Genomic DNA, 25,161 nt, shown 5'->3' with positions numbered 1-25,161 from the left:
CCTCCCGGTGCCAGTTGACGCCGCTCTGCGCCTGCGCCTCAGCCCGCGAATCGTGGGAGCCACCCGCGTGCGAGTGCAACCCACCCCGGGCGGAGCCCGGCGTCGCCGAGCCCTGACGGGCGGTGGTCACGCTGGTCTGGGGCGTCTCGCCCCGACGGAAGATCTTGCTACCAAGCCACACAAGGGGATCGTACCTGCGGTCGACGACCCGTTCCTTCATGGGGATGATCCCGTTGTCAGTGATCTTGATGTGCTCGGGGCAGACCTCGGTGCAGCACTTGGTGATGTTGCAGAAGCCGAGGCCCTGTTCGGCCTGCGCGTACTCCTTGCGGTCGGTCCGGGCGTCCAGCGGGTGCATGTCCAGCTCGGCCGCCCGGATGAAGTACCGCGGGCCGGAGAACGCCTGCTTGTTCTCCTCGTGATCGCGGATCACGTGGCAGACCGTCTGGCACAGGAAGCACTCGATGCACTTGCGGAACTCCTGCGAGCGCTCCACGTCGACCTGCTGCATCCGGTAGTCACCCGGGGCCACGTCCGCCGGAGGGGCGAACGCCGGGGTCTCCCGTGCCTTCTCGTAGTTGAACGAGACGTCGGTGACCAGGTCCCGGATGACCGGGAAGGTGCGCAGCGGGGTGACAGTGACGGTCTCGTCGTCCCCGAAGGTCGACATCCGCGTCATGCAACCCAGCCGCGGCTTGCCGTTGATCTCCATGGAGCAGGAGCCGCACTTGCCGGCCTTGCAGTTCCACCGGCAGGCCAGGTCCGGCGCGTCGGTGGCCTGCAGGCGGTGGATGACGTCGAGAACGACCTCGCCCTCGTTCACCTCCACCATGTAGTCCTGGAGGTCACCGCCGCTCTCGTCGCCCCGCCAGATCCGGAACTGACGCTTCCCGCTCATCGGTTGTCCGCCTCTCCAGCGTCGGCAACGAGGGCGTCGAAGTCGGCGATCTCCTCGTCGGTGAGGTACTTGGCCAGCTCGGCCCGGTCGAAGAGGCCGATCAGCTCCGGCCGCATCTTCGGCAGCGGCTTGCGGGTCAGCTGCACGGTGTCGCCGTCCAGCGCGCAGACCAGGTTGACCTGCCGCCACTTCGGCTCCATCGCCGGGTAGTCCTCCCGGGTGTGCCCGCCACGCGACTCCTGCCGCTCCAGCGCCGCCTTCGCGGTGCACTCCGAGACCACCAGCATGTTGCGCAGGTCCAGGGCCAGGTGCCAGCCCGGGTTGTAGCGTCGGCCGCCGGCCGCGCTCACCTTGGCCACCCGCTCACGCAGTTCGGCGAGCCGGACCAGCGCGTCGGCCAGTTCACCCTCCCGGCGGATGATGCCCACCAGGTCACCCATAACCGCCTGGAGGTCCTGCTGGAGGGTGTACGGGTTCTCGCCGGTGTCCCGCTGCAGCGGCGCGAGGGCGGTCTCCACGGCCGCCTCGACCTCGTCCACTGCCACCTTCGGCCGCGCGGTCAGCCCGTCGGCGTAGCTGGCCGCGTGCCCGCCCGCCCGCTTGCCGAAGACCAGCAGGTCGGACAGGGAGTTACCACCGAGTCGGTTGGAGCCGTGCATGCCGCCGGAGACCTCACCGGCGGCGAACAGCCCGCGTACGTGGCCGAAGGCGGCACCCGAATCCGGGTCAACCTCGACGCCGCCCATCACGTAGTGACAGGTCGGGCCGACCTCCATCGGCTCGGCCGTGATGTCGACGTCGGCCAGCTCCTTGAACTGGTGGTACATCGACGGCAGCCGGCGGCGGATCTCGTCGGCCGAACGTCGGCTCGCGATGTCCAGGAAGACGCCACCGGCGGGGGAGCCCCGGCCGGCCTTGACCTCGCTGTTGATGGCGCGGGCCACCTCGTCGCGGGGCAGCAGCTCCGGCGGACGCCGGTTGTTGTCCGGGTCGGTGTACCAGCGGTCCGCCTCCTCCTCGGTCTCCGCGTACTGCTTGCGGAAGACATCGGGGACGTAGTCGAACATGAACCGCTTGCCGTCGGAGTTCTTCAGGACGCCGCCGTCACCACGCACCGACTCGGTGACCAGGATGCCCTTCACCGAGGGCGGCCAGACCATGCCGGTCGGGTGGAACTGGAGGAACTCCATGTTGATCAGCGTCGCCCCGGCGCGCAGCGCCAGCGCGTGCCCGTCCCCGGTGTACTCCCAGGAGTTCGAGGTGACCTTGTAGGAGCGCCCGACGCCACCCGTGGCCAGCACGACCGCCGGCGCCTCGAAGAGGATGAACTCGCCCGACTCGCGGTAGTAGCCGAACGCGCCGGCCACCCGGTCACCGTCGAGCAGCAGCTCGGTGATGGTCGTCTCGGAGAACACCCTGATCCGGGCGTCGTACGAGCCGAACTCCCGCTGGTCCTCCTGCTGGAGCGAGACGATCTTCTGCTGGAGGGTGCGGATCAGCTCCAGGCCCGTCCGGTCGCCCACGTGCGCCAGGCGCGGGTACTCGTGGCCACCGAAGTTGCGCTGCGAGATCTTGCCGTCCTTGGTGCGGTCGAAGAGCGCACCGTACGTCTCCAGCTCCCAGATCCGCTGCGGCGACTCCTTCGCGTGCAGCTCGGCCATCCGGAAGTTGTTGAGAAACTTGCCGCCGCGCATGGTGTCGCGGAAGTGCACCTGCCAGTTGTCCCGGCTGTTCACATTGCCCATCGCGGCGGCCGCGCCGCCCTCGGCCATCACCGTGTGCGCCTTGCCGAACAGCGACTTGGAGATGATCGCGGTCTTCTTGCCGGCCAGCCGGGCCTCGATCGCCGCGCGCAGACCGGCGCCGCCGGCCCCGATGACGACGACGTCGTAGTGGTGTCGTTCGATGCGAGTGGTTGTGGTCATGTCAGGGGCCCTTTAGTTGATGAACCGCAGGTCGGAGAACCAGCCGGCCGCGAGCGCCATGATGTAGAAATCGGCCAGCGCCAGGGTGCCGAGGGTGATCCAGGCGAGCTGCATGTGCCGGACGTTCAACGCCGAGACGAAGGTCCAGGCCTTGTACCGCACCGGGTGCTTGGAGAAGTGCTTGAGCCGGCCGCCGATGATGTGCCGGCAGGAGTGGCAGGAAATCGTGTACGCCCAGAGCATCACCACGTTGAGCAGCAGGATGATGTTGCCCAGCCCGAAGCCGAAGCCCTTCGGCGAGTGGAAGGCGAGGATCGCGTCCCAGGTGTTGATCAGCGAGATGATCGCGGCGGCGTAGAAGAAGTAGCGGTGCAGGTTCTGCCCGAGCAGCGGGAAACGGGTCTCACCGCCGTACTCCTTGTGCCCGTCCGGGACGGCGCAGGCCGGCGGCGACAGCCAGAACGACCGGTAGTACGCCTTGCGGTAGTAGTAGCAGGTGAGCCGGAACAGCAGCAGGAACGGCAGGGTCAGCGCGGCGTCCGGGATGATCCACCAGCCGGGCAGGAACCGGCCGAAGTGCGAAGCGCCCTCGATGCACCGCTCCGTGACGCAGGGCGAGTAGAACGGAGTCAGGTAGTGGTAATCCGCGACCCAGTAGAAGTCGTGCATGAACACCCGGACCGTCGCGTACGCGACCCAGGCGCTGAGCCCGATCACGGTGATCAGCGGGGCGAACCACCATCGGTCGGTACGCAACGTCTTCGCCGCGATGGCGGCGCGCGCCCGCGCCCCCCTCGGCCTCGTTGCCGTTGAAGTCATTCGAGTCGTCTCCTCGACGGGCCCGTACGGGCGGGCTGGTCTCTCTCCGGTCGGCACGCGGACCGGCGAACCCGCACCCGCTGCCACGTCATGCGCACACCAACGACCACGCCGGATCGACCGACGCAGCTAAGTGACACACGTTACGCCGATCTCCGCGAGCCGTCCGCGCAAGGGAGTGTCCCGTGTGTCTGGCCTGCGGAAAAGCCCTCGACGCGCCGGTTTGGCGCGCGAAGTCGAGAACGTCAGCCGGAGGCCCCTCCGGTGAAGTGCCAGGACGCCAACCGCAGCGACGGCGCCGCCCACCAGACACCGTCCACCCGGTCCGGTTGGCGCACCGCCCGCGCCCCCAGCCCGAGCACCGCCCCCGGCCCGAGCGCCCGCGGGTACGACTCGGTGAACCGCAGGTCGCGGACCGCCCGGACGACAGTGCCGTCCTCGATCAGCCAGACGCCGTTGCGGGTCAACCCGGTGACGACGAGGCTCCTCGGGTCGAGCACCCGGGTGTACCAGAGGTCGGTGACCAGCAGCCCTCGGCGTACGCCGGCCACCAACGCGGCGGTGTCCGCGTCGACGACCGCCCCGCCCGCCGCGCCGGTGGTGCTCCGGCCCACCGCACTGGCCGGACCCGCCACCGCGCCGTTCAGGCGCAGGTTGCGGGGCATCGGGCCCCAGGTGGCACCCCCCGCCACCGCGTGCCCGGTGGACTCCGCGCCCGCCTCGGCGCCGGTCCGGCGGTCGTGCGCCACCGCCCGGGTGGTGCCCGCCTCGACCAGTGTCAGCGCCCGTCGGCCGGTGCCCTCCGCGTCGAACGGCAACCCGGACCCGCCCAGCGGGTCGTCCACCACTGTCACCGCCCGGTCGAACTGGGCCGCGCCCGGCTCGGCGAACGACTGCCGCTCGGCGTACCGCTTGCCGTTGAAGCCGTAGAAGGACAGGTTCTGCAGGAGGTCCGCCACGGCGGCCGGCTCGAACACCACCTCGTAGTGCCCCGGCGGCAGCTCGACCGGGTCGGCCGCCGCCTGCGCCTTCGCGGCGGCCTGCGCGCCCAACTCGGCGCCGTCGAGGTCGGACAGCCGGTCGGCGCTGCGCCGGGCCACCCCGTCCGCGCCATCGCGGCGGGCGATGCCGTCCATCGCCGCCTCCACCGCGCGGCCGTACGCCGAGTGCCCGGCCGAGTTGGCGAACGCCGACGAGCGGTGCGCGGTGCGGCAGTAACCGGCGGTGCTGAGGCCCCCGGCGGCGGCCACGAACGCCCCCACCCGATCGGCCCGCTGATCCGGCTCGGCGTGCGCGGTGGCCTCGTCGACGGGCAGGGCGCCCGGCGTGGGCATGGGCGGGGCCAGCCCCGGCCAACCCGGGTCGGGCGGGCAGAGCCGCGCCGCGGCCAGGGTGCGCTCCACCAGGGCGGACAACCCGTCGGCGGTGACCACGCTGCCGCCACCGGCAGCCGTCCGACCGTCGACGTGCACCCGCAGCCGGACCCCGACAGTGGACTCGGAGACGTTCTGGTGGATGCCCGAGTTGGCGAACCGGGTCAGCGCCAGGTCCGCCCGCGTCACCACCGCCTCGGCCTGCGCGGCCGGCCCGCCAAGACGCCGAACCAGCTCCACGACCTGCCCCGCCAGCTCGACCTCACTCCTCGCGCTCACGCTGAGCCGCCTTTCGTTCGCGACTGCGGGGCTCGCAAACCCGGCTCACTCCTCGCGCTCACGCCGAGACCCCCACACGGACGTTGCGGAACCGGGCCGGCGCGGCCGGGTGGCCGGTGTGCCCGACCTGGCCGGGTTGGCCCTTGCCGCAGTTGGGCGTCCCCCAGGAGACCGTCTCGCTGGAGAGCATGTCCATCGAACGCCAGAACAGCGGGCCGATCCCGGTGTACGTGGGGTTGCGCAGCATCCGCCCCCGCCGCCCCTTCTTGATCTCCCAGCCGACCTCACAGCCGAACTGGAAGTTGAGTCGCTTGTCGTCGATCGACCAGGACCGGTTGAGGTCCATCAACACGCCGTCGTCGGTGGCCGCGATGATCTCCTCCAGCGTGTGTGGGCCGGGTTCCAGGCCGACGTTTGTCATCCGCACCATCGGCAGCCGGGCCCACCCGTCGGCCCGTACGCTGCCGCCGTAGTCGAGGCTGGCCATCGCGGCGGAATCCCGGCCGGCGAGCACACCCACCCAGCGACCGTCCCGGACCGCGTCCCGCTTGACCGCCGGGGAGCCCTCGTCGTCGAAACCGAAGCTGCCCAGCGCCCCCGGGATGGTCGGGTCGATGGTGATGTTCATCAGCTCCGAGCCGTAACGCAGCGAGCCAAGTTGGGCCAGGTCCAGCCAGGACGTGCCGGCGAACGCCGCCTCCCAGCCGAGGATCCGGTCCAGCTCGATGGCGTGCCCGACCGACTCGTGGATCTGCAGGGCCAACTGCTCGCCGCCGAGGATCAGATCGGTCTCGCCGGCCGGGCAGGGCGGCGCGGTGAGCAGCGCCCGGGACTCCTCGGCGATCTGCGCGGCGTGCGCGGCCAGATCCAGCGACTCGACCAGCTCCCACCCGGTGGTGCCGTACTGGCCGCGGTAGCTCGGCCAGGACCGCCGCTGCGTCTCGCCGTCGCCGATCGAGGTGGCCGAGATGCCGCCGCCGCACTCGCGGATGCGCTGGTCGATCCGGTGGCCCTCGCTGGAGACGAACCACTTCGTGGTGTCCCAGATCTGGTACAGGCCCTCGGCCAGGTCCGCGCCGTGCTCGGCCATCGTGCGGGTCACGTCGACCAGCAGATCGCCCTTGTCCGACAGGGCCACCCCGAGCGGGTCGATCTGGCAGCCGGAGGCCCAGCTCGCGGTGACCGCCTCGACCGGCACCAGGTCGACCGAAGGGCCCGGCACCCGCGCGCTCGCCATGGCGGTCCGCGTCGCGCGCCGGCCGGCGTCGCGGGCGGCGGCGTCCGACAGATCGGGTACGGCGTGGAAGCCCCAACTCGCCCCGACCAACGCCCGGACCCCGAGCCCGATGCTCTCGTCCTGGGTCAGCTCCTCCACGTCCCCGTTGCGCGCGGTCATGGACTCGTAGCGGCGGTGCATCACCCGGGCGTCGGCGTACCGGGCGCCCGCGTCGAGGGCGGCCTGGACGGCGGCGGTGGCCGCGTCGAACTCGGTCATGGACCGACCCTAGGCCAGCCGACCGACACCCGTCAGGGGAGCAGTTCCTCCGGCCGGATGCTGGCCTTCACCGGCTCAGTCAGCACCAGCAGCTCGCCCGGTCTGGTCACGGACTGCTCGGTGTAGTGACCGCCCCGCCGCCGGTACAGATGCATGGTGCCGCTGTCCTGCTCCACCAGGAGATACCACTCGATGCCGGCGGTGGCGTAGTAGTGCATCTTGAGGACTTTGTCGGTGGACGCGTTACTCGGCGAGATGATTTCGCAGACCAGCCGCACGTCACTCGCCTCGACGTTGAGTTCGTCGAAGTCGATCGGGCTGGTGATGACGAGATCGGGGATCGGAATCCGTCCCGGCCTGAGTCGAACGTTCACCGCTTCCAAGACATGCAGACCGGCTTCGCGAACCGGGGCTCGTAGCACCGCGCGTAGTTCGCCGGAGATGTTCTGGTGCCGGGGGGTGGGGGCTGGGGTCACGTGAAGGCTCCCGTCGAAGAGTTCGACGCGTTGCTGCGTCTCGCCGAGGGCGAGGTACTCCTCTTCGGTCCACGGGCCTTCGTGGTTGAACACCGCCGCGATCATCGTCACCTCCACCTCGTGCCAGTGGCATCCTCTGCCGGTTGCGCGTCCAATGATCGCACTTGACGTGCGTTCAAGGCCATGAATGGGCGAGGTGACGGGGGTGCGGGGCCGATGCCGACTCGTTACGCTCGGGCCCGCTGACACGTGCCGGCTTTGTAGCTTATTTTCACCCTCGGGACTTTGCTGTAAGTTCTCTTCGTCACTGAGGGAGGTGGCCGTGGACAGCTCGGAACCCTCGCCGTCCGGGGACCCGGACGACCGTCCCGCCGTGCCGGCGCAGCGCTCCGACCAGGACGCCTACCTGCGGGTGCGTGATCTGCGGGTCCGGTTCGACACCGAGGACGGCGTGGTCCGCGCTGTCGACGGGGTGTCGTTCGCCGTCGAGCGGGGCCGCACCCTCGGCATCGTCGGCGAGTCCGGCTCCGGCAAGAGCGTCACCTCGCTGGCGATTCTCGGCCTGCACGACCCGAAGCGGACCACCATCACCGGGGGGATCTCCGTGGGTGGCCGGCAGGTGGTCGGCCTTCCAGACGAGGAGGTACGCCGGCTGCGCGGCCGGGACATGGCGATGATCTTCCAGGATCCACTGTCGGCGCTGCACCCGTACTACACGGTGGGCCGGCAGATCGCCGAGGCGTACCGGGTGCACCACCCGAAGGCCAACCGGCGCGAGGCCCGCCAGCGGGCTGTCGACATGCTGGACCGGGTCGGCATCCCGCAGCCGGCGCGTCGCTTCGACCAGTACCCGCACGAGTTCTCCGGCGGAATGCGCCAGCGGGCGATGATCGCGATGTCCCTGGTCAACGACCCGGCGCTGCTGATCGCCGACGAACCGACCACCGCGTTGGACGTCACAGTGCAGGCGCAGATCCTGGACCTGCTCGCCGACCTCCAGGCCGAGTTCCACTCCGCGATCATCCTGATCACCCACGACCTCGGCGTGGTCGGCCAGGTCGCCGACGACGTGCTGGTCATGTACGGCGGGCGGGCCGTCGAGCGGGGCAGCGTCGAGCAGGTGCTCCGGGCGCCGCAGCATCCGTACACCTGGGGGTTGCTCTCCAGCGTGCCGTCGCTGCACGGCGACGCGGACGCGGACCTGGTGCCCATTCCCGGCAACCCGCCCAGCCTGATCAACCTGCCGCCGGGCTGCGCGTTCCACCCCCGCTGCCGGTACGCGGACCGGGCTGGCAGCCGCTCCCGCACCGAGGTCCCCGAGCTGCGCCCGGCGGGGGAGGGCGATTCGGCCGGCCACCTGGTCGCCTGCCACCTGAGCGCCGAGGAGCGTGCCACGTTCTACGCCGAGGACATCGCACGGGTGGGGGTGGCCCGATGACCGATGAACCACTGCTGCGGGTACGCGGCCTGAGCAAGCACTTCCCGGTACGCCAGGGGCTGCGCGCCACCGGTCTGGTGCGGGCGGTGGACGGGCTCGACTTCGACGTGCGCCCCGGCGAGACGCTCGGCCTGGTGGGGGAGTCGGGCTGCGGCAAGACGACCACCGGTCGGATGCTGGTGCGGCTGCTGGAACCGACGAGCGGCAGCATCGAGTTCGACGGGCGGGACATCACGCACGCCGGCCGCCGGGAGTTGCGCCCGCTGCGCCAGGAACTCCAGATCATCTTCCAGGACCCGTACGCCTCGCTGAACCCTCGGCACACAGTGGGCCGGATCGTGGCGATGCCGCTGCAGGTCAACGGGATCAAGCCGCCCGGTGGGATCAAGGCCCGGGTGCAGGAGTTGCTGGAGCTGGTCGGGTTGAACCCGGAGCACTACAACCGGTACCCGCACGAGTTCTCCGGTGGTCAACGCCAGCGCATCGGCATCGCCCGCGCGTTGGCCCTGCGGCCGAAGCTGATCGTGGCGGACGAGCCGGTGAGCGCACTGGACGTCTCGATCCAGGCACAGGTCGTCAACCTGCTGCGCGACCTGCAACGGGAGCTCGGCCTGGCGTTCGTGTTCATCGCGCACGACCTGGCCGTGGTCCGGCACTTCTGCCAGCGGGTCGCTGTCATGTACCTGGGTCGGATCGTGGAGATCGGTGACCGCGCGGACATCTACGAGCGCCCGCAGCACCCGTACACCCGGGCGTTGCTCTCCGCGATCCCGGACGTCACCCAGCTCGGCCCGGCGGGCCGGATCCGGCTGACCGGCGACGTGCCCACCCCGCTGGACCCGCCGTCGGGCTGCCGGTTCCGCACCCGGTGCTGGAAGGCGCAGGACATCTGCGCCACCGAGGAGCCCGCGTTGATCCCGCGCGACGGCGGTTCGCAGGCCACCGCGTGTCACTTCCCCGAAGGGGAAGCGGCCAGCACGAGCCCCGAAGGGGAAGCGGCCAGCACGAGCCCCGAAGGGAAAGCGGCCAGCACGAACCCGCAGTCGGCGGAGTCGACTGCCCCGGTCGTCGAGGAGGTGCCGTCGTGAGCCTGTCCCCGGTGGAGGGTGTGGCGCTCGCCGAGATCGAGTCCGGCACGGACCCGGGCGGGCCCGCCGTGAAGGGCGTCGTCGGCCGCTCACCCGGTCAGCTCGCCTGGCTGCGGCTGCGCCGCGACAGGACGGCGATGGTCAGCGGCGTACTCCTGGTCTTCTTCCTGCTGTTGGGGTTGGCCGCCCCGCTGATCGAGATGGTCTACGGGATCGGCCCGCGGGAGCAGTTCCAGAACATGCTGGACGGCTTCGGCATGCCGCTGGGGTACGCCGGCGGGGTCAGCGGCGAGCACTGGTTCGGTCTGGAGCCGGGGCTGGGCCGGGACATCTTCATCCGGCTGATCTACGGGCTGCGGACCTCGCTGTTCATCGCGTTCGCGGCGGCCCTGATCACCGCGACGATCGGGATCGTGCTGGGCGCGCTCGCCGGCTACCTCGGCGGCTGGCTCGACGCGGTGATCAACTGGATCACCGACCTGACCCTGGCCATGCCCTTCCTGATCATCGCGCTGGCGCTCACGCCCACCATCACGCTGCGCTTCTACGGTGAGCGGGGGCAGGTGTCGTCCGCCTTCGGGGTGGGGGTGCTGATCGCCGTCTTCGCCATCTTCGGCTGGACCAGTACGGCCCGGCTGGTCCGCGGGCAGGTGATCGCGCTGCGCGAGCGGGAGTTCGTGGAGGCGGCCCGGGCCAGCGGGGCCGGGCTGGGGCACATGCTCTTCCGGCAGCTGCTGCCGAACATCTGGGCGCCGATCCTGGTGTCGTTCTCCCTGGCGGTGCCGCAGTTCATCACCAGCGAGGCGGCGCTGTCGTTCATCGGCGTCGGCCTCAGCGACGAGACGCCCAGCTTCGGCCGAATGATCTACCGCAGTCTGGACTTCCTCCAGACCGACCCGGCGTACGTGTTCTTCCCGGGCATCACGATCTTCGCGCTGGTGTTCGCCTTCAACCTCTTCGGCGACGCGTTGCGGGACGCGCTCGATCCGAAGTCGTCCCGGTAGGGGTCAAAATCATGGCGCGATTTCTGCTCAAGCGACTCTTCTCCGCCACGCTGACCCTCTTCGCGGTGAGCGTGTTGACCTTCCTGATGTTCTTCGCCCTGCCGCGTGACCCGGTCAGCAGCATCTGCTCGAAGAACTGCAACCCGGAGCGGCTGGAGCGGGTCCGTGACGACCTGGGCCTGAACGACCCGCTGATCAGCCAGTACGCCGGCTACATGAAGGGCATCGTGACCGGTCGGGACCTGGGCAGCGCCCAGGGCGGCCGGTGCGACGCGCCCTGCCTGGGCTGGTCGTACGTCACCAACGAGGCCGTCTCGGACACCATCGCCCGGGTGCTGCCGGTGACGCTGAGCATCGTGATCCCGGCGGCCATCCTCTGGTTGCTGCTCGGCGTGGGGCTCGGCATGGTGTCCGCACTGCGTCGGGGCACCTGGCTGGATCGTCTGGCCATCGGCTTCTCGCTGACCGGCGCGTCGTTGCAGCTGTACTTCGTGGGCGCGGTGCTGCTGCTGGTGTTCGTCTACAACCTGCGGTTACTGCCGGTGCCGAGCTACACCTCCCTCTTCGACAACCCGGCGAAGTGGGCCAGCGGCCTGGTGCTGGCGTGGGTGGCGCTGGCCTTCCTCTTCTCGGCCATCTACGCCCGGCTGTCGCGGGCGCAGATGTTGGAGACGCTGTCGGAGGACTTCGTCCGGACCGCGCGGGCCAAGGGCCTGGCCAAACCCACTGTGTACGGGCGACACGCGCTGCGCGCGGCGATCACCCCGGTGGTGACCATCGCCGGGCTGGACGTGGGCGGGGCGCTGGGCGGGACGGTGATCACCGAGACGACGTTCGGCATCCAGGGGTTGGGGCGTACGGCGGTGGACGCGGTGCGCTCGGGCGATCTGCCCACCATCATGGCCACCGTGCTGATCGCCGCCGTCTTCGTGGTGTTGGCGAACGTGCTGGTGGACCTGCTCTACGCGGCCATCGACCCCCGGGTGCGGTTGCGCTGACCTGTCGATGTCCAGCGTGTGACCGGCGGCTGGGCCGGTGGCGAAATTTATCGACAACTGTTACACAACTCGTAGGTTTTCTTCCTTACGATCCTCGGGACGTCGGCGGTTCTCGCCCCGACGAAACCGCACGGCACATGGGTGAAGGGGGTACTTCATGAGACCACGCGTGGCGGTTGCCGCAGGCGGCGCGATCGCACTGGTTGTGGCACTGGGTGCGTGCTCGAAGAACACGGGCGAGGGCACCACTGTCGACACCGAACGGCAGCAGACCGGGGTCATCGCGACCGACCCCAAGGACTCGCAGGGGCCGGCGGCCGAGGTGAGCGGCGCCGCGAAGGGCGGCACCTTCACCATCATCAGGGAGTCGCCGATCTCCCACCTCGACCCGCAGCGGACGTACTCGTTCGCCGGTCTGATGGCCAACCCGCTCTTCGCCCGCTACCTGACCACCTGGAAGGACGACGGCAAGGGCGGCCTGGTCCTGGTGGGCGACCTGGCCGAGACGCCGGGCAAGAACGTCAACAACGACTGCAAGGTCTGGGAATTCACCGTCAAGGACGGGGTGAAGTTCGAGGACGGCCGGCCGATCACCTCCAAGGAGATCGCGTACGGCATCGCCCGGTCCTTCGACCCGGACCTGTCCGGCGGCCCGACCTACATCCAGGAGTGGCTGGCCGACACCCCGCAGTTCGACACCAAGTGGGACTTCAAGAAGAACAAGACGTCGCTGCCGCCCGGCCTGAGCACGCCGGACGCCAAGACGCTGCGCTTCGAGTTCGCCAAGCCCCGCTGTGACCTGCCGTTCGCGGTCTCGCTGCCGACCACCGCGCCGCTGCCGGCCGACAAGGACACCGGCGTCGACCTGGACAAGCAGCCGTTCTCGTCCGGCCCGTACAAGGTCGCCAAGAACCAGGTCGGCGTGCAGATCACCCTCGACCGCAACACCAACTGGGACCCGAACACCGACCCGGTCCGGCACCAGTACCCGGACCAGTTCGTCTGGAGCTTCGGCCCGACCGCGGACGCCGCCAACAACCGGGTGATCGCCGACAACGGCGCCGACCAGAGCGCGCTCGCCTTCAACGCAGTGCCCGCCTCGTTGGTCGCCAAAGTGGCCGGGGACGCCACGCTCAAGTCGCGCAGCATCCTCTCCCCGACCCCGAGCGCCAACCAGTTGGTCATCAACAACCAGCGGGTCACCGACCTGAAGGTCCGTCAGGCGCTCAACTACGCCATCGACCGCGAGGGCTTCATCAAGGCGATGGGCGGGCAGACCGTCGCCGCGCCGCTGACCACGCTGATGCCGCCGGCCACCATCGGCTACAAGGCGTACGACGCGTACCCGGCGGGTGCCAACGGCAACGTCGACAAGGTCAAGGAACTGCTCGGCGGAAAGACGCCCGAGCTGGTCCTTGGCGTCGCCGACAACTCCACCGAGCAGCAGCAGGGCGCCCAGCTCAAGGCCAACCTGGAGCGGGCCGGCTTCAAGATCACGCTGCGGAACATCTCCGACGACGCGAAGCTCGACGAGATCAAGAAGAAGGACAACCCCTGGGACCTGTACATCGGTAACTGGGCGGCGGACTGGCCGAGCGGGGCCTCGATCCTGCCGGTGCTCTACGACGGCCGCACCATCAAGGCCGAGGGCAACAGCAACCAGGCGTACTTCAACGATCCGGCGATCAACACCGAGATGGACCGCATCTCGGCGCTGCCCGCGGCCGAGCAGGGCCCGGAGTGGGCCAAGCTCGACGAGCGGATCATGAAGGAGCACGCGCCGGTGGTGCCGCTCTTCGTCGACGTGGCCTACAACGTGCACGGGTCCAAGGCGGGCGGGATCTTCATCTCCAGCGTCTTCGGCTACCCGTCGTTCGTGAACGCGCACGTCAAGCCGTAAGTCACACCGCAGACCAGAAGGGTCCCCTCCCGACAACGCCGTCGGGAGGGGACCCTTCTGTTATTGCTGGGCAGGTCACGGGGTGTGAGCCGCCGAGCGTCGTTATTGCAAGTCGCTCCCCAACTCCCTGGCGACCGTGCGCAGTTGTTCCTTGAGTGCACTTCGTCGATCAAGGAGAGCGGTTATCAGAAGTCTTGCCTGGCCGCCCTCAGTCGATCGCTGGAGTATGCGGGTTCTTGCGTAACCGCTCTCAAGCTCTTTCCAGAGCCCAACTCTCATCGACTCGAATCTGTCGTACGCTGCGTACAGCTGCGGGTGGGAGGTTGAGAAGGTGTCGCACAGGGTTCGATAGTGTGAGGCCGTTGAGGTGTTGAGCCATTTTTCAAAATCGACACTGAAATTAGTGCCACGAGTGAGGTGGTGAGTGGCGAGTAACGCCTCGTGGCTATTCGATCGCGTCCATTCGTTGATGCTATTTATTCGCACCAGCAGGTCGTCGCGCGCTCGACTCTCCAGTGCGCGGGCATGGCTTCTGGCCTCTCGCCTTGCCTGGCTTCTCCCGCCTATAACCACTGCGGCAAGCGTCGCTGCAGACCCTAATACTGCCGCCCCGGCTGTTAGTGCTGCACTCAACCAGTCCACGTGGGCACCTTCCTCAGCGAGGCGCAGCGGGTTCTCCACAGCAACTATGCGCTCCGGCGTCAAGTGCGCACGCATTTGATCAATCGGTTCGGGGGTCCACCCCGCATTGGCCGTCAGAGATCGCCCTATTCGGGCGACGTGTTGTACTGGTCGAGCGTCGCCTTGGACGTGGAGGCATCCCGGAAGGTCAGCTCCCACGGGCCGGTGTTGACGTCCATGTCCTTGCCGAACCCGACCCACTTCCCGGCCATCCGTCGGCCGGTGGGCTCCACCAGTAACTGGATCGCGCCGTGGTACCGGGCTCCCCGGTAGTAGCCGGCCGGGTCGGTCTGCTCCACCCAGGTGCCGGTGACCACGGCACCGTCCACGGTGAGATCCATTGACAGCGACGAGGCCGCCGAGCCGGGCAGGCTGCGCACGGTCAGTCGATCCCCATGCTGGAGTACGACCACGAAGTGTTGCCCTGCGAATGATTCTCCCCGGCCGCTGGAGTGGTATTGGTAGCGGCTGAGCCACACGCCCTCGTACGACCCGTGGACCGCGAGTGGCTTGGGCGTTGGCGTAGCCAGGCTGGACATGGGCGAGGTCAGGTCGTGGCCACCGTGTTGGTCATCGATGACATGACCATTGGATATCGCGGCGAAGCCGAGCAGCGAGACCGGCAGGCCGGTGACGACCTCCAGGGCGCGGGCGTACCCGGACCGCAGTGCGGCGATCGCGCCAGGCTCCCCGCGCTGGACGAGTCTCGTTGGCCTCGCCGACGCGACGGCCGGCGGCCTGGAGCGCGCGGGCGAAGTCGTCCTGGCTCCTGTGCATCCCCGAGTGGACCGCAAGCAGGGCGGTGTTCAGGGCGTTCATGTCAACCACGATAGCGTTGGGTCATCCGACTGTCACCCTGGGTGCACTTCCAATTATCAGCCGGCGCTGTAGGTGGTGATAGGCCATGACGACTGTCCCTTGCGGCGGCGGCAATGAGAGCGTCCAATCGGCAGGGAACCGTAATTGCTCGATGTACCGTCCGTAGCAGTGGTCCGCCGAGTTGGTGTGACTGTCCTGCTTCTCGATTGGGGTGCCGACGTGTCGCAGGTCGATCCGCGCTTCGGTGCCCAGCTTCGCGCGCTACGGACCAGCAAAGGGCTGTCTTTGCGGGCGCTAGGTCAGCTCGCACATCGGGGCAAGAGCCACCTGCACGATCTGGAGACCGGGGCGAAGGCCCCCACCCCGGCGACGGCGAGGCACCTCGACGAAGTGCTGCGAGCCGATGGGGCGCTCCTCCGTCTGGTGGACGAGCCCGTCGACCACGACACCGAGGCTGGGGAGTTGCTGGCTCGGGTGCGGGTCAGCGATGTCAGTGCCGAGACGCTCGCTCGGATCGAGGCGGGTGTGGACGACCTGGCAAGCGCGTACGCGCTCGTGCGACCGGTCGACCTGCTGCCAATGGTGCGGCGTCAGTTGGCCTATGTGGGGCGGTTGCTCGACGGTCGTGGGACGTTGGCGCAGCGGCGGCGGCTCATCGTTGCCGCTGGTTGGCTGACCGTGCTGCGGGCGACGGTGCACATCGATCTGCTGCAACAGCCCGCAGCAGACTCTCATCTGCGCACCGCCATGGCTCTTGCCGAGCATGCCGAGCATTCGGAGATCCAGGCGTGGTGTTTGGAGACGCAGGCGTGGGACTGGCTCACCCGGGGCGACTGCCGGCGGGCGATGGACCTGTCGCGGCAGGCGCAGTGGGTTGCGCCACGAGGTAGTTCGGCGTATATCCAGGCGACTGCCCAGGAGGCGCGGGTGTGGGCGCGGTTAGCTGACGTGCGGCGGACTCGTGATGCGCTGGATCGTCTGGAGCGGCTGACAGCCAACTTGCCGGTGCCTGAGCGGGCCGAGCACCACTATCGGTACGACCCGACAAAGGCGTTGGCGTATACGGCGACCACGCTGTCGTGGGCTGGTGACCCGGCCGCCGAGCAGATGGCCCGGACTGCCTTGGCCGAATTGGATCCTCGCGGCGATGGTGGTGAGCGGCCGCGGCGCTCTGCTTCCGCCCGTCTGGATCTCGCGATGGCACTGTTGGCCGCCGACCAGCCGGACGAGGCCAGCGTCGTTGCCGCCGATGCGATCCGGTCGGGGCGAGTGGTGTCTTCGAACTGGTGGCGGGCGCGGGAAGTGCTCTGGAAGGTCGAGCGCACCGGGACGGTGGAGGCGGCAGCATTGCGCGAGGTTTACGCGGCGCACCGGCCCGTGACTCGATAGCGGACGGCACGTGGAAGCAGCGGACACACGCTAGAGCTGGGTGGACAAGGTCGAGCGCGGGGTCCGTTCCCTGGAACGGGTGTCGACCATCCGGGAGATCGCGGCGGTGCTGCGGGTCGACGCCGCAGCCCTGCTCGGTCGTGATGTCCAGCCCGTCGGGGTGGCCGAGCGTCGCGAGGGCGTGGCGCGGATTCGGGCCGCGCTGTCGGCGTACCCAATGGCTTTTGGTCGACCGGCGGACCGGGAGGTGATGTCGCCCGATCGGTTGGCTCGGGAGGTGCGGCACGCGTGGATGACCTTCCAGCATGCCCGGTACCCGCGCCTGGTCGAGTTGCTGCCCCCAGTGGTGACCGAGGTTCATCGCGCCCATGCGCAGGACCCGCAGACCCGGCGGGCGACGGTGGTGGAGGCGTATCGGGTGACGGCGGCGCTGCTGGTCAAGCTGGACGAGGGGAGCCTCTCCTGGTTGGCCGCTGACCGGGCGATGTCCGCCGCCGCCGGTGACCGGGTGTTGTTGGCCTGCGCGGCGGTGCAGTTGGGCCAGGCGCTGCGGGCATCGGCGCGGGCAGGGCCGGTGATGCTCGCTGCCGCTTCCCAGATCGCCTCTGGCGCGCCGGAGGAGATTTCGCTGCGTGGATCGCTGCTCGTGCAGGCCGGTCTGATCGCGGCCAGGGCCGGCGACGACCGGGTGGTCGGTGAGCTGCTGGACGAGACCGCCGAGCTGGCTGATCAGGTGGGTGACGGACACGACCATTACCGGACGGCGTTCGGGCCGACGGCCGTCGAGCTGGCACGGGTCGCCGCCGCCGTGGAGCTGGGGGACGGGCCGCAGGCGGTCGCCCGGCACGAAGAGGCAATGGGGCGGGACGGGTGGCGGTGGCTGCCGGTCGAGCACCGCGCCGCGCACCTGATCGATGCGGCGCGCGCGTACCTCCTGACGGACGACCCCGCCAACGCGGCCCGGGTCCTGTTGCGGGCCGACCGCATCGCACCCGCCGAGATCCGCGACCGACCAGCCGCCCGAGGCGTGGTTGCCCAGGTCGCCTGTGACCCGGACGCCCCATCGACGATCACGCAGCTCGCCATCGGCCTCGGAATGCTGTGAGTCTGCGGCCTACCCCAGGGGAGTACCCCCCGATTCAGGCGGGGCGATCGCCGTCCGCCAGGGCGTCAGCTCCGACGCTGGCATCGCGACGCGCAGTCTTGACAACGCTGTGCGACCGTCAAATAATTCAGCCGTTGAACAAATTTGCCCGTTGCCGTGACCTGCCACGACGATGACTAGATCTGGTTCGGCTCGGACTCGACCGCCCGCGACGAACACAACGCCCGCTCGTCCGGATCGCCGTCGCTTACCTGATCCGCCCCCTCCCAATCACGCCATCTGACCAGTCATCGACAACCCCCGGGAGGAACGGTGCCGCTCGTCGCCGGGGTCGACTCGTCGACCCAGTCATGCAAGGTCGTCATCCGCGACGCCGAGACCGGGAAGCTGGTACGCGAGGGTCGCGCACCGCACCCGCGCGGCACCGCTGTGCCGCCGGCCGCGTGGGAGGCGGCGCTGTCCGACGCGGTCGCACAGGCTGGCGGTCTGGACGACGTGGCGGCCGCCTCGGTCGCCGGGCAGCAGCAAGGCATGGTGTGCCTGGACGCCGAAGGGGCCGTGGTTCGGGACGCCTTGCTGTGGAACGACACCCGCTCGGCCGGCGCCGCCGTCGACCTGATCTCGGATCTCGGCGGCGGCGAGGCCGGGCGGCGAGCCTGGGCGGAGGCGGTCGGCCTGGTGCCGGTGGCCAGCTTCACCGTCAGCAAGCTGCGCTGGTTGGCCTCGGTCGAGCCGGAGAACGCCGCCCGTACGGCTGCGGTGTGTCTGCCGCACGACTGGCTGACCTGGCGTCTGGCCGGCGCGCCGGGGCTGGATGCTCTGCGCACCGACCGCAGCGACGCCAGCGGAACCGGGTACTGGTCGGCCGCGACCGGTGCGTACCGTTCGGACCTGATCCAGTTGGCGTTCGGTCGGGATGGCTTGCTGCTGCCGCAGGTGCTCGGGCCGACCGACCGGGCCGGGCACCTGCGCACCGGCGCGCCGCTGGGTCCCGGCGCTGGCGACTGCGCCGCGGCGGCGCTGGGTGTCGGCGCCGAATCGGGCGACGTCATCGTGTCGATCGGCACCTCTGGCATCGTGTCGACCGTTTCTGACGTGCCGGCCGCCGACGCGAGCGGAATCGTGGCCGGGTTCGCCGATACGACCGGCCGTTTCCTGCCGGTGGTGTGCACGCTCAACGCCGCCCGGGTGCTGGACGCGGCTGCGACCATGCTGCGGGTGGACCATGCGGAGCTGTCCGCGCTGGCGCTGTCCGCCCCGCCGGGCGCCGACGGGCTGGCCCTGGTGCCCTACCTGGAGGGGGAGCGCACACCGAACCGCCCACACGCCACCGGAGCCGTGCACGGCCTGACCCTGCGGACCTCGACCCCCGCGCACCTGGCCCGTGCGGCGGTGGAGGGCATTCTGTGCTCACTCGCCGACGGGCTGGATGCGATGATCGCGCAGGGCGCGACGGTCAACCGGGTCGTCCTGGTCGGCGGCGGCGCCCGCTCGGAGGCGGTGCGCCGGATCGCGCCTACGGTCTTCGGCTGCCCCGTGCTCGTCCCTCCACCGATGGGGGAGTACGTCGCGGACGGCGCCGCCCGCCAGGCGGCCTGGGTGGTGTCGGGCGGGCAGCGACCGCCGGCGTGGACGGTCGGGCAGGTCGAGGTGTACGACGCCGACGCTGTGCCGGCTGTCCGCGAGCGGTACGCCGTCGCCCGCGCAAACGTCCTCGACCACGCTCATTGACGGCACGTCCGAGCAGGAGTTCCCGGATTAAGGCTCGGCATGGTTCCTGACCTCAAGGAGTTGCCGATGCGCGTCACCGTCCGGCTCGCGGCGTTTTTCCCCCCGCCGCCTGACCAGGTGAGCCAACGTGTCGGGCCGCGGATCGGCGATCAGGACGCCGGCACGGCGGACGCGCGCAGTGCCTCGGCCAGCCACTCGTAGGGGAACCGCTCCGGCGGCGCGTCGTTCACTGTGCCGATCAACTCCAGGTACCTGTCGAACGGCCCCTCCTGCTCCGGCGGCGTGCGGTCCCACTCCGCGCCCTTGCGCATCTGGTCGGCGGCCTGGATCCGGAACTCGGGCGTGTCCGGGATCCCGGGGCTGTCCGGCGTCGCGAAGATGCCGGTCAGCCACCCGATCCACTGGTCGGCGATCTCCCGGCCCCTGGGCGAGTCCGGCGACACCCGCTCACGCGCCGCGTCCATCACCGGCTGGCCGATCGCCGCGCCCTCCTCCAGGGCGTCCAGCATCGGCGACGAGGTCATCAGCGGCCCGGCCCCGGTGGTGCACGCCTCGTGCAACTCGCGGCGTACGGTCTGCCGGACCTCGGTGTCCCGGACCAACTCGGCCAGCTCGATCCACGCCTCCAGCTGGGCAGCGGTGGGATGGTCGGGCAGCTCCGGTCGGGCCGCCCGCCACCACTCGACCATCCGCTCCGGCGGCTCCCAGCCGGCGGAGACCTCGGTCCAGAACTCGTCGATCAGCCGGTCGCGTTCCTCGTCCGACATGCCGACCAGTTTGTGCATCAGCGTGACCTGCTCGGCAGTGGAGTCCTGCCGCAGGATGGCCGACAGCACCGCGCGCCGGCTGCGCAGCCGTGCCTCCTGCCGTGCCAGCAGGGCCAGGTGGGTGGCGGCCAGCTCTCGTAGCGGCGCCTCGCCGGCCAGCACCCGCCGGATCTCGTCCAGGCCGGCGTCGAGTTCCCGCAGCGTCCGGACCAGTTCCAGCCGGGCGATGGCCGACACGTCGTACCGGCGGTGGCCGGCCGGCGTGCTGGCGGCCGGCATGACGACACCGGCGTCCGCGTAGTACCGGACCGCGCTGACGCTCAGGCCGGTCCGCCGGGCGACATCTCCGATGGTGTACAGCTCGTTTCCGTCCACGACGCCCACTATGCGATCTCAAGCGGCTTGAGATGCAAGCCCCTCATCGAGCTTTCGCTGCGGCGGATCAGGGGACGATCACCACGCCGCCGCGCACGCCGCCTTGGGCCAGCCGCTCGTGGGAGGTCGCCGCGTCGGCGAAGGGGTACACGTCAGCGACCCGGAGCGGGATGTCGCCGCTGGTGACGAGTTTGACCAGTTCGCCCAGCCGGGTTCCGTCCGGTGGCACCTCCAGCGCGACGGTCCGGATTCCGCGCACCGGCTCCGGGCGTAGCGGTGGTGACGCGGCCAGGTAGCCGCCGCCGTCCCGAATGAGGTCCAGCAACGAGGAGCCGATCACCGCCAGGTCGATGACCGCGTCGAATGTCCCCGTCGGATCGTCGGAGCGCGACAGGAACGCGGCACCCAGCGACTCGACGAACTCGCGGTCGTCGGCTCCGGCGAGTCCCGTGGCGTGCAGACCGGCCGTCCGGGCCAGCGCCAGAACGAACCCACCGACCTGCCCGGCGGCGCCGGTGACGAGCACTGTCGAACCCGCGGGGAGCGCGAGCAGGTCGAGTGCCTGGGCGGCGGCGAGGCCATTGGTCGGCAGGGTCGCCGCCTCGGTGGCGGGGACACCGGCGGGCGCGGAGGTCAGCCAGGCGGCGTCGAGGACCACGTACTCCGCGTGGGCGCCGACAGTGGTTTGCAGCCACGGTGAGAAGCCGATGACCTCGTCGCCGGTCGTGAACTCGTCGACCGACGGGCCGATCGCGTCGACGCTGCCGGCGACGTCCCAACCCGGCGTGTACGGCAGGCCGGTTGGCAACGGGGCCGGGAACCGACCGGAGCGGACCATCAGATCGACCGGATGGACGACCGACGCCGCGACCCGCACCCGCACCTGCCCCGGCCCAGGCTCGGGCACCGGCACCTCGGCCACCTGCAGGACCTCCGGCCCTCCGAACTCCGCATAGCTGATTGCGCGCATCGCCGTCTCCTTCGTGGGATTTCGTGATCACCACGACCGTACGAATCATCGGCACTATGAGAAAGCAGGTACCTTAAAGTGCCTAGGGCACCAACGGAGGTAAGAATGGCGACGTCGACCGCAGCGCAACGCCGCGAACAGGCCAAACGTGACTACGACGCGTTCCTGGAGCAGTGCCCGACCCGTGAGCTGTTGAGCAGGCTCACCGACAAGTGGGTCGCCCTGGTGATCCCGGCGCTCGTCAGCGGCCCGCAGCGGCACGGCGAGCTCGCCCAGCGCATCGCTGGCGTCAGCCAGAAGATGCTCACCCAGACCCTGCGCACCCTGGAGCGCGACGGCCTGGTCACCCGCACGGTCACTGCCTCGGTGCCGGTCCGCGTCGACTACGAGCTCACCCCGCTCGGCCATGAACTGTTCCCGGTCATGATCGCGATCAAGAACTGGGCGGAGACGCACATGGACCGCGTCTTCGAAGCCCGGACCCAGTACGACGCACGCCCCTGAGAACTGAGGAGACGTCTCGCCCGGGGTTGAGCCCGCCGAGGGCTCGCGAGATTGTCGCTGGTGGAGGCTAGGGTCCGCGTCGTGGACGACACCTCGACGGCCCGGCAGGCCGCCCACGCCTACGTTGATCTTCTGGAGCGCCGCGACTGGTCCGGGTTGGCAGTCCTGCTCACCGATGACGTGGTCTACGAGATGCCGCAGACTCGGGAGCGCATTCGCGGTAAGGACGCGTTCCTGCGGTTCAACACCGAGTATCCCGGCGACTGGCACCTCCGGCCGCGACGGGTGATCGCCGATGGCCGGGTCGCCGCCCTGTTGCTCGACGTTCGCGTCGGTGACGAGCGGCAGGACGCGTGCGTCTGGCTGGAGATGTCCGAGCATGGGCTGATCAGCAAGATCATCGACTACTGGCCGGAACCGTACGATCCGCCACAGGGCCGGGAACACCTCGTGGAACGTTGGTGATCGTCAGCCTGCCGCAGCGGGCCAGGCGCCGCGGGCGTGGCGGGTTCACCCCAGATGGGTACGGAGGAAGTCGAGTTTCAGGGCGTCTCTACTCAGCGCTCCCCGCGGAGCCGGCGGGGCGCGGCAGCACCAACGCCTGAGCGGCGATGACGCGTTCGCCGTCGAAGGTCAGCGCCGGCGACCCGTGCAGCCGATAGCCCTGATCGAGAAGCGCGCTGACGCGGGCGCAGAACTCAGCATCATCGGGCCCGGTGATGAGGCGGTAGCCGAGGGGCTTCGTGAAATCCGACACCGCCGAATTGTCCCTGCTCGGATGCCAGAGCGTGGTCCCGGCTGACATCCCGTCTTGTTGCGCGCGGGGCTGTGCGTTCAGGAACGACCGATGGCGCGGTCCAGGAAATCGTGGATCATCGGCGCAGCGATGTCGAGCTCGGTGTGCCGAACCCACTTATCGAATGCTGCCTACAGCAGGTGGGTCCGGAGGAAGTCGAGTTCCAGGGGAAGCAGCCGCTCGGCGGTGCCGTTCGCGGCCAGGTGGGTGGCCCCGGTCAACGGCAGCACGGCGTGCGGTCGGCCGGTGCTCAGCAGGGCAGCCGAGAGCCGGAGCGTGTGCGCGGCCACCACGTTGTCGTCGGCCATGCCGTGCACCAGCAGCAACGGCCGGGCCTGGTCCGGGCTGGTGACCGGCTCGGCGGCCAACTCGACGAGCGAGTGGTGCGCGTAGATGTCCAGGCCGTCTTCCGGCAACCCCAGATAACGCTCGGTGTACGCGGTGTCGTACAGCGCCCAGTCGGTCACCGGGGCACCCGCGATCCCGCACCGGAACAGCTCCGGGTGTCGCAGCACCGCCAACCCGGCCAACCACCCGCCGAACGACCAACCGCGCACCCCTACCCGGCCCAGGTCCAGGTCCGGGTGCTTGCCGGCGAGCGCGGTGAGCGCGTCGATCTGGTCGGTCAGGATCACGTCGGCGACCCGCCGGTGGATCGCCTTCTCGAACGACGGCGCCACGCCCGGCGTACCCCGGTTGTCGATGGTGACCACCGCGAACCCGGCGTCGGCCCACCACTGCCGCTCCAACCACGCGGCCCGCGCCGCCACGACCTCCTGGTGCCCCGGGCCGCCGTAGATGTCCAGCAGCACCGGCAGCCGCCGGCCCGTCACGTGGTTGTCGGGATAGAGCACCGCCGCCGGCAACCGCCGATCGGTCACCCGTTCCAGCAGTGGTAGTGGAGCGTACGGCGGGACGGCGGCGAACGAGCGCAGCTCGGCGATCTCCTGATCGCCGCGGCGCACCGTCCAGCGCACCCCGGCGTGATCCAACGACGCGACGCCGACGGCCAGCACGTCACCGCCCACCGCTGCGGTGTACCAGCCGGAGTCGGTGGTGAGCCGGCGCGCGTCCACCCCACCGCCGATGGTGGTGCGGACCCGGAACAGGTGCCGTTCGCTCGGCTCGCCGTCGCTCGCCTCCACCAGCAGGTCCGCCGGGCCGGTGGCGGCCGGAAGCCGACCCACCACCCGTCGTACGTACAGCGACGGCGGGGTGAGCAGGGTGCCGTCCGCGAACAGGCACCGGGCGTCGTACCCGTCGTGGGCCAGTTCCCCACCGACCAGCACCCGGCCGTCCGGCAGGTGCGCGGGCGTGCCGGCGATCGGCTCGACCCAGCGCGGATCGGCCAGCTCGGCGTGCACCTGCGTCTCACCAGTGCGCGGGTCCACCGCCAGCACCAGCCCGTGCTGCTGCGAGCGGCGCAGCACTGTGATCAACGGACTGCCCTCACCCCAGCTGACTCCGGTCAGGTACGGGTAGGTCTCCCGGTCCCAGTGCACGTCGACCCAGCCGTCGTCCAGGTCCAGCAGGTGCAGGCTGACCTCCGCGTTCGGGCCACCGGCCCGGGGGTACGCGACAGCGGTCGGCGGGCTCGCCGGCTCGGCCGGGTCGTGCAGGTGCCACCGCTCCAGGCGGGACTCGTCGACCCGGGCGGCGAGCACCGAACGGCTGTCGGGCGCCCACCAGTACCCCCGGAACCGGCCGAACTCCTCTGCCGCGATGTGCTCGGCCAACCCCCAGCTCACCCCGGCGTCCTCGCCGGCCAGCAGGGTGTCGGTGCCGTCGGGGTCGATCACCCGCAGCTCACCCCGGCGCACACCCTCGGCGGCGTCCGTCACGTACGCCAGCCGCTGCCCGCTCGGGTCCGGGCGAGGGTCCAGCACCGGGCCGACGGCCGCCACCTCCACCACGTCGCCGTGCACCAGATCGGCCCGGAACAACCGCCCGGCCAGCGCGAACACCGCAACCCGGCCGGCCGCGTCCAACGCGTACGAGCCGATGCCGGCGGCGCTGAGCCGCAGCCGCTCGCGTAGCGCGCGTTCGCCGGGGGAGAGGGAGCGGACGTCCCCGCCCTCGCCCAGCAGGGTCGCCGGGTCGGCGACCAGCTGCTCCTCGCCGGTGGCCACGTCCAGCAGCCAGAGCGCGTCCGCCGGATCCTCGGGGCCGGCGGAGCGCAGGAAGATCACCCGGGAGCCGTCCTCAGCCACCGAGACAGCGCGTGGCGCGCCGTGGCTGAACCGGCGGGTGCGGGCGGCCAGCTCCGGAAAGTCCACAGCCCAAATCGTAGAGCGGGAGTGGGGGTGATGTGGCCGACCTGGGCGGACGCGT

The 25,161-nt window shown here is 70.0% G+C and carries 20 protein-coding genes and 1 pseudogene; 10 read left to right on the top strand and 11 right to left on the bottom strand.

The window, feature by feature from the left end:
• From KBX08_RS25490 to KBX08_RS25465, 6 genes are all read right to left on the bottom strand, one after another.
• The coding region (locus KBX08_RS25490; RefSeq protein ID WP_210785889.1) for a succinate dehydrogenase/fumarate reductase iron-sulfur subunit at positions 1-898 on the bottom strand (898 nt) is incomplete at its 3' end.
• Positions 895-2,823, bottom strand: coding sequence for a fumarate reductase/succinate dehydrogenase flavoprotein subunit (locus tag KBX08_RS25485; RefSeq protein WP_210785888.1), 1,929 nt, complete (start codon positions 2,821-2,823; stop codon positions 895-897). The genes KBX08_RS25490 and KBX08_RS25485, both read right to left, overlap by 4 nt.
• 12 nt (positions 2,824-2,835) lie before the next feature.
• The gene (locus tag KBX08_RS25480; RefSeq protein ID WP_088950095.1) at positions 2,836-3,642 is read right to left on the bottom strand and encodes a hypothetical protein; all 807 of its coding nucleotides are present in this window, start codon (positions 3,640-3,642) and stop codon (positions 2,836-2,838) included.
• A 245-nt stretch (positions 3,643-3,887) separates the two neighbouring features.
• Positions 3,888-5,294: a TldD/PmbA family protein gene (locus KBX08_RS25475; protein ID WP_374101968.1), complete on the bottom strand. Its 1,407-nt coding sequence runs from the start codon at positions 5,292-5,294 to the stop codon at positions 3,888-3,890.
• 58 nt (positions 5,295-5,352) lie between these two features.
• Entirely contained in the window at positions 5,353-6,789 is a 1,437-nt protein-coding gene (locus KBX08_RS25470; RefSeq protein WP_210785887.1) for a TldD/PmbA family protein, read from the bottom strand.
• A 32-nt stretch (positions 6,790-6,821) separates the two neighbouring features.
• Positions 6,822-7,370 carry a Uma2 family endonuclease gene (locus tag KBX08_RS25465; protein WP_210785894.1) on the bottom strand — a complete coding sequence of 183 codons (549 nt, stop codon included), beginning with the start codon at positions 7,368-7,370 and terminating at the stop codon, positions 6,822-6,824.
• A 268-nt stretch (positions 7,371-7,638) separates the two neighbouring features.
• Between KBX08_RS25465 and KBX08_RS25460 the strand changes: the two genes are divergently transcribed.
• The 5 genes from KBX08_RS25460 (at position 7,639) to KBX08_RS25440 (ending at position 13,693) form a co-directional block, all read left to right on the top strand.
• Positions 7,639-8,703, top strand: a complete 1,065-nt coding sequence (locus KBX08_RS25460) for an ABC transporter ATP-binding protein (RefSeq protein ID WP_210785893.1) — start codon at positions 7,639-7,641, stop codon at positions 8,701-8,703.
• Positions 8,700-9,791 carry an ABC transporter ATP-binding protein gene (locus KBX08_RS25455; RefSeq protein WP_247670042.1) on the top strand — a complete coding sequence of 364 codons (1,092 nt, stop codon included), beginning with the start codon at positions 8,700-8,702 and terminating at the stop codon, positions 9,789-9,791. Before KBX08_RS25460 ends, KBX08_RS25455 begins: the two co-directional genes overlap by 4 nt.
• Complete coding sequence (locus tag KBX08_RS25450) at positions 9,788-10,795, top strand: ABC transporter permease (RefSeq protein ID WP_210785886.1); 1,008 nt, start codon at positions 9,788-9,790, stop codon at positions 10,793-10,795. Before KBX08_RS25455 ends, KBX08_RS25450 begins: the two co-directional genes overlap by 4 nt.
• Positions 10,796-10,806: 11 nt before the next feature.
• Positions 10,807-11,793: an ABC transporter permease gene (locus KBX08_RS25445; RefSeq protein ID WP_210785885.1), complete on the top strand. Its 987-nt coding sequence runs from the start codon at positions 10,807-10,809 to the stop codon at positions 11,791-11,793.
• A gap of 157 nt (positions 11,794-11,950) precedes the next feature.
• Positions 11,951-13,693: an ABC transporter substrate-binding protein gene (locus tag KBX08_RS25440; protein WP_210785884.1), complete on the top strand. Its 1,743-nt coding sequence runs from the start codon at positions 11,951-11,953 to the stop codon at positions 13,691-13,693.
• Positions 13,694-14,460: 767 nt separating this feature from the next.
• Here the strand turns inward: KBX08_RS25440 and KBX08_RS25435 are convergent.
• Positions 14,461-15,193: pseudogene (locus KBX08_RS25435) on the bottom strand (XRE family transcriptional regulator).
• Positions 15,194-15,379: 186 nt separating this feature from the next.
• Here KBX08_RS25435 and KBX08_RS25430 point away from each other — a divergent pair.
• From KBX08_RS25430 to KBX08_RS25420, 3 genes are all read left to right on the top strand, one after another.
• The gene (locus tag KBX08_RS25430; RefSeq protein ID WP_307850649.1) at positions 15,380-16,582 is read left to right on the top strand and encodes a helix-turn-helix transcriptional regulator; all 1,203 of its coding nucleotides are present in this window, start codon (positions 15,380-15,382) and stop codon (positions 16,580-16,582) included.
• A 40-nt stretch (positions 16,583-16,622) separates the two neighbouring features.
• Positions 16,623-17,687: an XRE family transcriptional regulator gene (locus KBX08_RS25425; RefSeq protein ID WP_210785883.1), complete on the top strand. Its 1,065-nt coding sequence runs from the start codon at positions 16,623-16,625 to the stop codon at positions 17,685-17,687.
• 312 nt (positions 17,688-17,999) lie between these two features.
• The gene (locus tag KBX08_RS25420) at positions 18,000-19,418 is read left to right on the top strand and encodes a xylulokinase (RefSeq protein ID WP_210785882.1); all 1,419 of its coding nucleotides are present in this window, start codon (positions 18,000-18,002) and stop codon (positions 19,416-19,418) included.
• A 149-nt stretch (positions 19,419-19,567) separates the two neighbouring features.
• Here the strand turns inward: KBX08_RS25420 and KBX08_RS25415 are convergent, their stop codons facing one another.
• Both KBX08_RS25415 and KBX08_RS25410 read right to left on the bottom strand, forming a co-directional pair.
• Positions 19,568-20,560 (bottom strand): MerR family transcriptional regulator, encoded by a 993-nt coding sequence (locus KBX08_RS25415; protein WP_210785881.1) that lies wholly within the window; start codon positions 20,558-20,560, stop codon positions 19,568-19,570.
• 67 nt (positions 20,561-20,627) lie between these two features.
• Entirely contained in the window at positions 20,628-21,530 is a 903-nt protein-coding gene (locus KBX08_RS25410; RefSeq protein ID WP_210785880.1) for an NADP-dependent oxidoreductase, read from the bottom strand.
• Positions 21,531-21,635: 105 nt separating this feature from the next.
• Between KBX08_RS25410 and KBX08_RS25405 the strand changes: the two genes are divergently transcribed.
• Both KBX08_RS25405 and KBX08_RS25400 read left to right on the top strand, forming a co-directional pair.
• On the top strand, positions 21,636-22,034 hold the full coding sequence (locus KBX08_RS25405; protein ID WP_210785879.1) for a helix-turn-helix domain-containing protein: 399 nt from the start codon (positions 21,636-21,638) through the stop codon (positions 22,032-22,034).
• A gap of 81 nt (positions 22,035-22,115) precedes the next feature.
• Entirely contained in the window at positions 22,116-22,499 is a 384-nt protein-coding gene (locus KBX08_RS25400) for a nuclear transport factor 2 family protein (RefSeq protein WP_238690268.1), read from the top strand.
• Between the two features lie 88 nt (positions 22,500-22,587).
• Here KBX08_RS25400 and KBX08_RS25395 read toward each other — a convergent pair whose 3' ends face one another.
• Positions 22,588-22,791, bottom strand: a complete 204-nt coding sequence (locus KBX08_RS25395) for a DUF1737 domain-containing protein (RefSeq protein ID WP_307850648.1) — start codon at positions 22,789-22,791, stop codon at positions 22,588-22,590.
• A gap of 170 nt (positions 22,792-22,961) precedes the next feature.
• A complete protein-coding gene (locus tag KBX08_RS25390) occupies positions 22,962-25,106 on the bottom strand; it encodes a prolyl oligopeptidase family serine peptidase (RefSeq protein WP_210785876.1) in 2,145 nt (714 codons plus the stop codon).
• Positions 25,107-25,161 lie beyond the last annotated feature (55 nt).

Origin of the sequence: Micromonospora sp. H61, from assembly GCF_018070325.1 — a bacterium.
In the GTDB taxonomy this organism is placed as follows: Bacteria; Actinomycetota; Actinomycetes; order Mycobacteriales; family Micromonosporaceae; genus Micromonospora; species Micromonospora salmantinae.
The sequence above is the reverse complement of the archived record's forward strand: the minus strand, read 5'-3'. Positions and strand labels throughout refer to the sequence as shown.

What these genes read in the sequence shown, in the direction of transcription:
- KBX08_RS25480 (WP_088950095.1), bottom strand. Translation starts at nt 3,642, where the DNA reads ATGACTTCAACGGCAACGAGGCCGAGGGGGGCGCGGGCGCGCGCCGCC.
- KBX08_RS25445 (WP_210785885.1), top strand. Translation starts at nt 10,807, where the DNA reads ATGGCGCGATTTCTGCTCAAGCGACTCTTCTCCGCCACGCTGACCCTC.
- KBX08_RS25470 (WP_210785887.1), bottom strand. Translation starts at nt 6,789, where the DNA reads ATGACCGAGTTCGACGCGGCCACCGCCGCCGTCCAGGCCGCCCTCGAC.
- KBX08_RS25405 (WP_210785879.1), top strand. Translation starts at nt 21,636, where the DNA reads ATGGCGACGTCGACCGCAGCGCAACGCCGCGAACAGGCCAAACGTGAC.
- KBX08_RS25485 (WP_210785888.1), bottom strand. Translation starts at nt 2,823, where the DNA reads ATGACCACAACCACTCGCATCGAACGACACCACTACGACGTCGTCGTC.
- KBX08_RS25410 (WP_210785880.1), bottom strand. Translation starts at nt 21,530, where the DNA reads ATGCGCGCAATCAGCTATGCGGAGTTCGGAGGGCCGGAGGTCCTGCAG.
- KBX08_RS25455 (WP_247670042.1), top strand. Translation starts at nt 8,700, where the DNA reads ATGACCGATGAACCACTGCTGCGGGTACGCGGCCTGAGCAAGCACTTC.
- KBX08_RS25465 (WP_210785894.1), bottom strand. Translation starts at nt 7,370, where the DNA reads ATGATCGCGGCGGTGTTCAACCACGAAGGCCCGTGGACCGAAGAGGAG.
- KBX08_RS25440 (WP_210785884.1), top strand. Translation starts at nt 11,951, where the DNA reads ATGAGACCACGCGTGGCGGTTGCCGCAGGCGGCGCGATCGCACTGGTT.